This is a genomic window from Streptomyces sp. MK37H, from assembly GCF_018035285.1.
Classification (GTDB): domain Bacteria; phylum Actinomycetota; class Actinomycetes; order Streptomycetales; family Streptomycetaceae; genus Streptomyces; species Streptomyces endocoffeicus.
This window is the reverse complement of the sequence record NZ_JAAAYH010000012.1, coordinates 47701-57761: the sequence shown is the minus strand read 5'-3', so window position 1 is coordinate 57761 and position 10061 is coordinate 47701. Positions and strand designations below refer to the sequence as shown.

The 10061-nt window shown below is 68.5% G+C and carries 11 protein-coding genes and 1 pseudogene; 4 read left to right on the top strand and 8 right to left on the bottom strand.

Translation table 11 applies throughout. The annotated features are described in order from the left end of the window. A pseudogene (locus tag GWI24_RS44845) lies at positions 1-138 on the top strand (sugar ABC transporter permease); the annotation flags it as partial. After that, positions 135-1016 (top strand): carbohydrate ABC transporter permease, encoded by an 882-nt coding sequence (locus GWI24_RS03685; protein WP_210944452.1) that lies wholly within the window; start codon positions 135-137, stop codon positions 1014-1016. The pseudogene GWI24_RS44845 and the gene GWI24_RS03685, both read left to right, overlap by 4 nt. A 67-nt stretch (positions 1017-1083) precedes the next feature. Here the strand turns inward: GWI24_RS03685 and GWI24_RS03680 are convergent, their stop codons facing one another. From GWI24_RS03680 to GWI24_RS03645, 8 genes are all read right to left on the bottom strand, one after another. Further along, a complete protein-coding gene (locus tag GWI24_RS03680) occupies positions 1084-1281 on the bottom strand; it encodes a hypothetical protein (protein ID WP_210944451.1) in 198 nt (65 codons plus the stop codon). Between the two features lie 268 nt (positions 1282-1549). Continuing rightward, positions 1550-2269, bottom strand: coding sequence for an HAD family hydrolase (locus GWI24_RS03675; protein ID WP_210944450.1), 720 nt, complete (start codon positions 2267-2269; stop codon positions 1550-1552). A gap of 139 nt (positions 2270-2408) precedes the next feature. Beyond that, positions 2409-3314 carry a LysR family transcriptional regulator gene (locus GWI24_RS03670; RefSeq protein ID WP_210944449.1) on the bottom strand — a complete coding sequence of 302 codons (906 nt, stop codon included), beginning with the start codon at positions 3312-3314 and terminating at the stop codon, positions 2409-2411. A gap of 196 nt (positions 3315-3510) precedes the next feature. Continuing rightward, a complete protein-coding gene (locus GWI24_RS03665) occupies positions 3511-3864 on the bottom strand; it encodes a nuclear transport factor 2 family protein (protein WP_210944448.1) in 354 nt (117 codons plus the stop codon). A 49-nt stretch (positions 3865-3913) separates the two neighbouring features. Beyond that, entirely contained in the window at positions 3914-4933 is a 1020-nt protein-coding gene (locus tag GWI24_RS03660) for a YncE family protein (protein ID WP_210944447.1), read from the bottom strand. Further along, positions 4930-5415 (bottom strand): VOC family protein, encoded by a 486-nt coding sequence (locus tag GWI24_RS03655; protein WP_210944446.1) that lies wholly within the window; start codon positions 5413-5415, stop codon positions 4930-4932. Before GWI24_RS03655 ends, GWI24_RS03660 begins: the two co-directional genes overlap by 4 nt. Positions 5416-5593: 178 nt before the next feature. After that, a complete protein-coding gene (locus tag GWI24_RS03650; protein WP_210944445.1) occupies positions 5594-6298 on the bottom strand; it encodes a type 1 glutamine amidotransferase domain-containing protein in 705 nt (234 codons plus the stop codon). 335 nt (positions 6299-6633) lie between these two features. After that, positions 6634-7929 (bottom strand): haloacid dehalogenase-like hydrolase, encoded by a 1296-nt coding sequence (locus GWI24_RS03645; RefSeq protein ID WP_210944444.1) that lies wholly within the window; start codon positions 7927-7929, stop codon positions 6634-6636. A gap of 420 nt (positions 7930-8349) precedes the next feature. Here GWI24_RS03645 and GWI24_RS03640 point away from each other — a divergent pair, with 420 nt between their 5' ends. Both GWI24_RS03640 and GWI24_RS03635 read left to right on the top strand, forming a co-directional pair. Further along, positions 8350-8814 (top strand): DinB family protein, encoded by a 465-nt coding sequence (locus GWI24_RS03640; protein ID WP_210944443.1) that lies wholly within the window; start codon positions 8350-8352, stop codon positions 8812-8814. Beyond that, positions 8811-10034 carry a MalY/PatB family protein gene (locus tag GWI24_RS03635; protein WP_210944442.1) on the top strand — a complete coding sequence of 408 codons (1224 nt, stop codon included), beginning with the start codon at positions 8811-8813 and terminating at the stop codon, positions 10032-10034. Before GWI24_RS03640 ends, GWI24_RS03635 begins: the two co-directional genes overlap by 4 nt. Positions 10035-10061: the final 27 nt, after the last annotated feature.

Below are 10061 nucleotides of genomic sequence, written 5' to 3'. Positions count from 1 at the left end.
CTCCAGCTGTTCCAGTCGTCCTTCGGCACCGACGTCAACCAGGGCCTCGGCAGCGCGATCGCCGTACTGCTGCTGGTGCTCGTGCTGCCCATCATGTTCATCAACATCCGCCGGATCCGAAGGGAGAGCCGCCGATGACCAGCGCGGACACGGTCGTGCAGGCGAAGCAGTCCCCGGTCGCGCGGATCGCCGCCCGCGCCGGCGGCGGGGTGATGCGGGTCGTCCTCCTCCTGATCGGCCTGCTGTGGCTGATGCCGACCGCCGGACTGCTGCTGTCCTCCCTGCGGGACCCGGCCGAGGTGGACCTCTCCGGCTGGTGGAAGGTCTTCACCGACCCCGGACAGCTCACCTTCAGCGGCTATGACCACCTGCTGGGCAATCAGCAGATCACCGACTCACTGTGGACCACCCTCGCCATCACCATCCCCGCGACCCTGCTGGTCGTCGTGATCGGCGCCCTGGCCGGCTACGCCTTCGCCTGGATGGACTTCCCCGGCCGCGACGTGTGGTTCCTCATCGTGGTCGGCCTGCTCGTCGTCCCCATCCAGGTCGCGCTGATCCCGGTGGCCAAGCTCTTCGGCGAGATCGGCATCTTCCAGACCACCACCGGCGTGGTCCTCTTCCACACCGCCTTCGGCCTCCCCTTCGCGATCTTCCTCCTCCGCAACTTCTTCGCCGAGATCCCCCGCGAACTCCTGGAAGCCGCCCGCCTGGACGGCGCGGGCGAACTGCGCCTCTTCCTGCGCGTCGTGATGCCGCTGGGCGGCCCGGCCATCGCCTCCCTGGGCATCTTCCAGTTCCTGTGGGTCTGGAACGACATGCTGGTCGCCCTGATCTTCGCCGACAGCGGCAACCCCCCGATCACCGTCGCCCTCCAGCAGCAGGTCCGCCAGTTCGGCAACAACATCGACATCCTCGGCCCCGGCGCCTTCGTCTCCATGCTCATCCCACTGGCAGTCTTCTTCGCCTTCCAACGCCAGTTCGTGGCAGGCGTGATGGCAGGCGCGGTGAAGTAACCCGCACCACCCCGGCTCACCTCGGCCCGGCACCCCTCACGGGGGGCGCCGGGCCGCTCCTTTGTGGTCAGTGACAGCCGGACCGCATCTCGGCGGTGTCCTTCAGCCGTCGCATCCAGTCCTTGAGGCCCGCGTCGAGGCTGCTCTGACTGCCGGGGATGTCGGCTTCGACAGGAGGGCCCGCCCAAGACTCCTCGGTGGTGGCCAGCACGCCGCCCTTGACCGGCCTGAAGGTGAACAGGTGGACACCGGTGATGCCCTTCACCGGCGCACCCCATGCGGTGCTGTGATCGTCACCGTGGCCCGCTCGACTGGGCCGAACGCTCACTTCCCAGAGCCGTCACCCCAAAGTGGGATCCCATCGCCCCTGCCGACTGGCCGGAACCACCAGCCCTCGCCCCCGCCGCGACCCGCAGGACCTCAGCGGCGACGGTTCCGTCAGCCACGAAACGACAGATACAAGGTCGCCTCGGGGAATGTGATCAGCCCGACCGCGCATGTGATCCGGCGTGGGCGCCGTGGGCCGAGGCGCCTCACTGCGCGGCCGCCTCGCGGCCGTTCTCCGCGCCGGCCAAGTGCAGGATTGCCGACAGCCCCCGGGGCACGCGCACGTCACGCTCGCTCGGCAGCAGGTACACCGGCAACCCCGCACGCGCCGCCGCGCCGTCCTTGACGGGATCGTCGCCAACGAACAGCACCCGCCCGGCCGAAAGGCTCAGACGCTCGCAGGCGACGCCGAAGATGGCAGGGTCCGGCTTCGCCAGCCCGGCCTCGCAGGACAGCACCACCGCGTTGAGCTGATCCAGCACACCGGTGCGCTTGAAGACCGGTCGGATATCCCAGCCGATGTTGCTCAGCACGCCCGTGCGCACGCCGGCGGCACTGAGCGCCTCGAGTACCGGAAGCGTGTCGGGATACGGGAGCCAGGCGTCGTTGTCGGTCAGGCAGTCGTAGAGCGCTTCCACCAGCGGTGGCTCGAACGGTCCAGCGTCGGCGATCAGCCCTGTCCAGATCCGCCGGTGCGCGTCGGGTGACAGGTCGCATCCTTCCTTCGCCGCGCTGCGCTCCGGCGCATCCACGTACGCCAATGTGCGTCGGATCAGCGTCGCCGCGTCCTGCTCGTCAAGCGTGATGCCGCGGTCGCTCGCCTTCGCCACCAGCCGTGGCGCCGTGAGCACGCCCGTGTCGTCGAACAGTGTTCCCGCGAAGTCGAAGAGGACCCCATGGACTCCTCCTTCGCCAGGTTCGCTCACTGGTACACCATCCTTTGTGTCGGTCATCTTGAGTGGGTTACTGATGTACCCCAGGCGCCGTTGGGCTACCGTCCGGCTCGCTTGACCGGATCATGCCCACACTTGAGCGATCGAAAAATCCGGACGGTACGAGCGACAATCACAGTTCGTTCCACTCTTGTGCGGCACGCTGGAGGTGGTCACGCAACACCGTGAGGGCTGGATTGGCGGGGGCCCCGCGCCGGGTGGCCAGATAAAGCGTGTTGAGTGGCGCTATCTCAGGCTGGTGCAGTTGCACGACGTCCCCCGCGGCGAGGGCCGGGTCGGCGATGTAGCGCGGCAGAACAGAGATCCCGGCTCCCGCGGCCACTACGGCCAGGACGGCCCGCAGATCGGACACGATCATCGTGACGGGGTTGGGCGGTCGGCGACCGAACTCGGTGCGCCAATAGCGGCGCAGGATGGGCAGCTCCTCGGCGTATCCGATCACGGGGATATGCGCCAGCGCCTCCGCCGGGTCGGCCTCGAGCCGCTCCGGGTCCACGGTGTGAGCCACTGCGGGAGGCGCGACAAGCACGAATTCCTCGTCGATCAGCGGCACCGCCAGCAGCGCCTCATCGGTGGGGCGCACCGCCGAGACGACGAGGTCGAGCCGCCCGGAGACCAGCAGGGACAACAGATCGTTGGCCAGCCCCAGCGTCGCGTGGACGCACAGTCCCCGACGGGTCAGTGGACACAGTGCGGGCAGGACCCGCAAGCTCATCACTTCGGCCGCCCCTCCGACTCGCACCGTGCCCCGCAGCGCGGGTGAAACGTCGGTGGAGTCGAGGGCGCCGCGAAGCTCGTCCACGTGAAGGCCGACGCGGGAAGCCAGAGCGGCTGCCCGCTGGGTGGGAGCGACCCCCTTGCGGGAGCGCACGAACAGCGGCTCGCCGATCTGCTGCTCCAGGCGCGCGAGCTGTCCGGTGACCGCGGGTTGCGTCACACCGAGACGTTGCGCCGCCGCGGACAGCGACCCGGTTCGATAAATCTCCAGAAACGTCAACAACAGATCAAGGTTCGGCACGGGACCGCACTTCTCAGAAAGCGTTACCAAGAGGAGGAAGACACCCTCCCGCGAGGTGAGGAGGAGCCCATGGCGAAGAACCCATAGGTCTCCTGATCACCTTACTGCGCGAGCCGGCCACCGTCCGAGGCCGTACCGACGTCACCGGCCACCCGCTGAACGGACCGTGTGCCCCTCGGACGGTGCCGGAGGTGTGTCAGGGGGCGGTGTTGGTGAGCAGGGTGTAGCGCACGGTCTGGGCGTGGATGAGGCCGTCGCGGAAGACGAAGGTGTCCACGCCGTCGTCCACATGGGTGGTGTCGGCGGTGGCGGCCCATTCCAGGAACAGGACATCATCCGCGAACTTCGGGCTCCTGGGGTTCCACTGGGCGTTCGGGAGGTCGGTGAGGACCGCCCCGATGCCCTGCTTCACGCCGTCGCGGCCACGCAGGATCCCGGATGGAGTGATGAACACGGCGTCCGGGGCGAAATTGGCGGCGACGGCGTCGAGGTCCCCTGAGCTCAAGGCGCGGACATGAGCATCAAATGTCTCCTCGGGGGTGCGTTCCATCTCGTGCGAATCCTTTCGTCGGCGGGACAAAGCTGACACGGTCTCCGACTCATGCCAGGTAGGCGATGCCGTGGGCTCCTTGATCGCCGGGATCGATGTCCAGCGTCCGTTCGACCGTGCCGGTATTGAGATCGATCACGTGGAGAGTGCCCGAGTACAGGTTGGCGACGAAGGCACGGGCGCCGTCCGGCGTGGTGCGGATGGTGATGGGGACCTTTCCGACCGGCGCGTCGAAGTGGTGCTCGAGGCCCCCTGGTCCGTGGACGGACAACGCCCCGGCCACGGACCGTCCGGCGGCGTCCGTGGCCACGAGACCGACCAGGACGCGGCCGTCCGCGGCCACGTGGACCGGGCAGCCGGGCGCGTTCAGCGGCACGCGGTGGATTACTTCATCGGAGTCGGTGTCGATCACCAAGACCGTTGCCGGGGGCGGGCCCGCGGGGCCGCCGTCGTAGTGGAGGGCCGTGCCCGCGGCGTAGGCGTGGACACCGTCCGGGGAGACGGCGACCTCTTCGGTGCCGTAAGGGGCGGGGATGCGTGCGGCGAGTTCGCCGCGGGCGAGGTCGAGGACGGAGATGAAGGGGTCTGCCTTGTTGGTGGCGTAGCCCTTGCGTCCGTCGGGAGTGATGGCGAACCAGTGGGGGCGGTGGGCACCGACCTCGATGCGGCCAACCGGCCTGCGCGTGGCCGTGTCGAGCACGACGACCGCTCCCCCGCCGGCGGGGCCGGCCTCGACGGTCACGTAGAGCAGCCCGCGGCCGGCGTCGAGGGCGAGGCCGTGGGGCGCTTCCTCGGGAGCGAGCGGGATGACATCGACCAGTTCGCGGAGGAACGGGTCGACGATCGAGATCTCGTGTGCCTTCTCTCCAGGGTCGGTGTAGACGCCGGAGCGGTAGGTGTGCGAGACGTACAACAGCTCCGCCGTGTGGTCCACGGCGATCTCGTGGGGCTGGGCGGCTACCGGGAGGACGCCGAGCGGCTCGTAGTTCAGACCGTCGAAGAAACGGATCGCTTCGCCGGTTGACGTGACCACGGCCAGGACCGGTCGCCGAGCCGGCGTCTGGTTCACTGCCGGTCTCCGTCCGTGGTCTCGCGGTCGATGAACTCGATGACCTCGTCGTTGGGCCCGTAGACGAACGCCACCTGGAAGGTCATCGGATCGTCCCCAGCGGTGGTGATCTTCTTCGGGGCCGCCAGCGGACGCGCGCCGGCGGCGACCGCCCGGTCGAAGAGGTCGACGACGTCATCGGTGCGGACGGCGAAGTGCACCACAGCGGCCACGCGGCTGCGTTCGCCGTCGTCATGACGTTGCGCGGGGTCGAGCCCTTGCGGCGAGCCGCCCGGCGGGGTCGAAGCGGCATCGAAGAGTTCGATGAGCCGGTCGTCACCGGCGTCGAGGAAGGCGGCACGGTGCACTCCGCCGGCCGGGACGCTCCATTCGCGAACGAAGCGGAAACCCAGGGCACGGGTGTAGAAGTCCACCGAGGCATCGAGGTCGTAGACGTGCACGGCGACGTGGTCGAGACCACGGTTCGAAACGGGGCTGGTCACATGTGTTCCTTGCGTGATGTGCGGCTGGAGGGCCTGCGGGAGTTCAGCGGCTTTCGCACTCCGCGGCCCGCGGACCGTCGGCCAGGCGCGTGCGGTGCTCGCGCGCTGCGAGGCGGGGGCGGCACGGCAGGTCCGGGCGACAGCACACCGCTGAGCACCCGGACATGGGGGCGGTGGCTTACCGAGCGGCCAGGGCCTCCAGCGCCTTGCGGGCCGTGGCCACGCTGGACTGCGGGTTCTGGCCGGTGATCAGGTTGGCGTCCTGGATGACCGTGCTGCTCCACGGGGCGCCGGGCGTGACCTGCGCACCACGCTCGCGCAGGCGGCCCTCGACGGAGAAGGGGACGTTGTCGCCCAGGCCGCCCTGGCGCTCTTCCTCATCCGAGAAGGCGGTCAGCTCGCGACCGGCGAAAGTGAAACCGCCGTCCGGCGTGCTCGCGCTCAGCAGCGCGCCGACTCCGTGGCACAGAGCGACCACGAGCTTGCCCTGACCAACCGCCTCGTTGAGCAGACGGCCGAGGTCGTCGTCATCGACGAGGTCCGCCATAGGGCCGTGGCCGCCGGGGATGTAGATCGCCTCGTAGTCGTCCGCCCGCACGTCGGCCAGGGCGAGCGGCGTGGCCAACTGATCGGCGATGCCGTCGAGGTAGGCTCGGAACTTCTGCGCGTCCTCCTCACTCACACCGCCGCGCTCGTCGAGGCTGAGGACATCCACCGTGGGGCGTACCCCGCCCGGGGTGGCCAGGTCGATGTCCCCGCCGTCGGCGGCGAGCACCTCGTGGGAGGCGGCCACCTCCTCCGCCCAGTAACCGGTGGGGTGGGTCGAGCCGTCCGCCATCTTCAGGCTGTTCGCACCGGAGATGACCATCAGAATCTTCGACATCGAAATGCCTGCTCTTCTCGCTTGAAGGGGTTGTGTCGTCATGCAGCGCCGACGCCGTGGCCGGTTCGCCGGCGGCCTCGGGAACAACACCAGCCTCCATCACGGGTCATCCGCACGTCTCCCGCAGCCCATAAGATTATTTATGGATGACAGGAGGGGAAACGTTGCCTTCCCGCCGTCCTTCATGCTGTCTGCTACGTCGGAGCAACCGCATTCCCCACGCCAACCAGCCCCGAGCCCGCAGCCGCCGCTTGACGTGACAACCTCCCCCAGCGTCGGCGTGGCTTGCGCTGCTTCGCACTGACCGCCGAGCCCAGGGAACTCGTGGCAACCCCTCAGCCTGCGTGGACCGAGTCCTCCTTGTCCGGGATAACACTGCCGTCCTGTCGCCGCACCGGGCCCATCGTGCCGTCGGGGTTGGTGTATCCGGTGGTGGAGCAGGGGTAGGCGGCTTCCTTGCGCGGCAGCGGCTCGATGAACATGGGGTTGATCAGCCAGGTGCCGTCCGCGTTGTCGTAGGCCCGGCACATGATCTCGTTCTTGTTCCGGTTGAGGACCAGGCCCGCGCCGGTGGCGTCGCCGACCATCGTCACATCGGTGTCGGCATCACCCGCGCCGATCACCAGGCGCTTCTCAGGAGGCTGCTGCTTCCAGGCAGCGGGGCCGGTGACACCGAACACCTTCTCGTTGAGCCAGCAACGCTTGCCCTCGATGTACGGCATGACCTTGCCCTTGCTTTCGGGTTCGCCACCGCACCCTTCCTGGGTGTAGGTGATCCGCCCCTGACGGTCGAGCAGGTTGCGGATGGCGAGGGTGTGTTCGCGGTCGATGCCGACGCCACCTGCCCAGGCGTTGGTGACTGGAGTGCTGCCGGCGGAATCCACCCACACGTCGAAGCCCGCCTTCTTCAGGACGCGGATCAGGTCCTTGATCTGCGGGTTGTAGCGAGCGTAGGCGTGCAGGGTGTGGCTGCCGACCCGTTGTGTGGAGCCGATGGGTGCGGCCAGCGCCTCGGCCCGGGACTTCCGCGCATAGGAGGTGACCTCTGCCTCGGTGTGGCCCGCGAACAGCTGGGGCACCCAGGCGTATTGGGGAAGAGTCCGGCGGCTGTTCCACTCTCCCGCGAATGCCTTGTGGCCGTTCATCAGGGTGGCCTCGCTGCGAACGGAGAAAATCTCGTCCGTGCAGGCGGTGTTGGTGGAAGTCGGCAGTGCGGCACCGACGGGCACGTCCGTGCCACATGCCTTGGTCAGAGTCCGGTCGGCTTCCTCGGTCAGCCAGGGACTGGTGTCGGACCACCGGGCCGGTCGCAGGATCTTGTCGTGCTTGAGAGCCCAGGCGATGGCGAGGTCGGTGATGTCGTTCTTGGTGACGGTGTTGTCCCAGTCGAAGGCGGCGACCGGCCGCTTGCCGTGACGCACCTGCGGGTTGCCGCATGTTCCATGCTCGTCGATCACTCGCTGAAGCCGCTCCCTGTTGTCGCCGTACCACGCGAGCGAGGAAGAGAGGCGGGGGCAGTGGGCTCGTCCGGCGGCGGTCTCCGCCGCGTACGTCGTTCCCGCTGGAACCAAGGACGTCAGTACGGCGACCGATGCCAGCCCGAGGACGGCAGCCAGTGGAACAGTGCGCATACGGTGACTCTCCTTCGCGTCGAGGGCGGTGCGGACGGCACGTTTCGTCTGACGGCCGTCAGGCGCCTTGCACCGTACGCGCACCGATCATCCGGGTACACCTTTTGAGTGGCGAGTCACCGTGGTGGCCGCGACCACGACTCGCCGGGCGCGCCCTGAAGCTCGACGAACTCGCTCACCGCCACATCGCCGCATACCCCACACCCGCTCCTGGTCACCGGTCCATATGGTGTCGCAACCTCGTGAGCGTCACCGCATTGACTGGTAACGCAGCCCCGGATTAGCCTGCGACCGTCACCAGCCGTCCGACGACGGCTGTGTCACCCGGACACCCCGTTCACCCACGTCCTCGCTCGGCCGTGCCCCATCGCCACGGCCTGATCGCGTTATGGCCCTGACCAGCACTCTCATGAGGAACCCATGGAACTGAACGAGTACCTGTACTTCCTGCGCCGCGCGTTCGACGGCATGATCGGCGCACTGGAGGAACTGGGCGACGAGCTCGCCAACACCGTGCCCCCGCTGGCCGGGGCGAACAGCCCGTTCGCGGTCGCCTATCACTGCACGGGCGTGGCCGATTACTGGATCGGGCACATCATCGCCGGCAGGCCCGTGGACCGGGACCGGGCCTCGGAGTTCACCGCCGTCGGGACCGTCACTGATCTCAAGAGCGCTGTGGACCCGCTGTTCGACCGTCTGCGTGACGATCTGCGGGGAGTCGACGCACAGGCGGCGCCCCGCAACGTACCGCCCGCCTCCTTCGAAGGCCCCGACCGTCCGCTGAGCTGTGCCGGCGTTCAGCTGCATGTGCTGGAGGAACTCGCCCAGCACCACGGGCAGGTACAGATCACCCGGGACGTCCTCCTGAACGGAGCGGTGCGATGACGCATACGACCCCCGTCCCGGGAGCCCCGGCCGCCCACCATCGCCACATCCCGGGGTTCGATGATCTCGACCGGGACTGGCTGCGCAACCGCGCCGGGGTGAAGTGGCACCGCGTGGATCAAACGGTCCTGCCCTCCTGGGTGGCCGACATGGACTACCCCATCCCCCGGGCCGTCGCCGAGGCTCTTCACGAGGCCGTCACCTACGGAGATCTGGGCTATCCCGACTGGCCCGACGGCAGCCCGCTGCGTCGGCTCTTCGCCGAGCGCATGACGTCCCGTTACGGCTGGGAGGCCGCTCCGTCCCGCGTCCGCGAACAAACAGACCTCATACAGTGCCTGCAGCTCCTGCTCCACCTGGCCACTTCCCCAGGGGACGCCGTCGCCGTCCAGACGCCGAACTATCCTCCGTTCCTGGCCACGCTGAAAACGATGCGACGGCCCGCCGTTCCGGTGCCCATGATCCAGACTGACCAGGGCTGGCGCATGGACTTCGCCGCGCTGGCCGACGGCGTGGCCCGCCACGGCTGCAAGGTCCTCCTGCTGGTCAACCCCCACAACCCCACCGGCCGGGTCATGACCCGGGACGAGCTCGAGGAGATCGCCGCCGTCGCCCGACGGCACGACATGCTGGTCATCAGCGATGAGATTCACTCCGAGCTGAGCCATGCCCCCCATCGGCACATCCCCTTCGCGTCCCTGTCGCCCGACGCGGCCGCACGGACGGTGACCATCACCTCCGCGACCAAGGCGTTCAACCTCGCCGGCCTGCGCTGCACCGTCACCCACTACGGCCCCGACCGGCTGCTGGCCACCCGCGACGCCCAGCCACCGGACCTGTACGGGACCGTCTCCACCCTCGGTGTCGTCGGCACCCAAGCGGCCTGGCGGCACGGGGATCCCTGGCAGAAGGAACTCCTGACCGTCCTGGACCGCAACCGCCATCGTGTCCACGACGCACTGCGCGACCGGGTGCCGGCACTGCGCCACTGGCTTCCCGAAGCCACCTACCTCGCCTGGCTCGACGTCCGTCGGCTGCGGCTCACGGAGGATCCGGTCCAGTACGTGCTCCGCGAGGGCAAGGTCCTCCTCGACGGCGGAGAACCCTTCGGCCCGGAGTCCGGCGGATATCTGAGGCTCAACTTCGCCACCTCAGCACAGGTGTTGGACGAGATTCTCGACGGCGTCATCACCGCGCTGGCCCCCCTCCAGGAGCGCTGAGGACGCGGCGCGGCAAGCACCCACCTG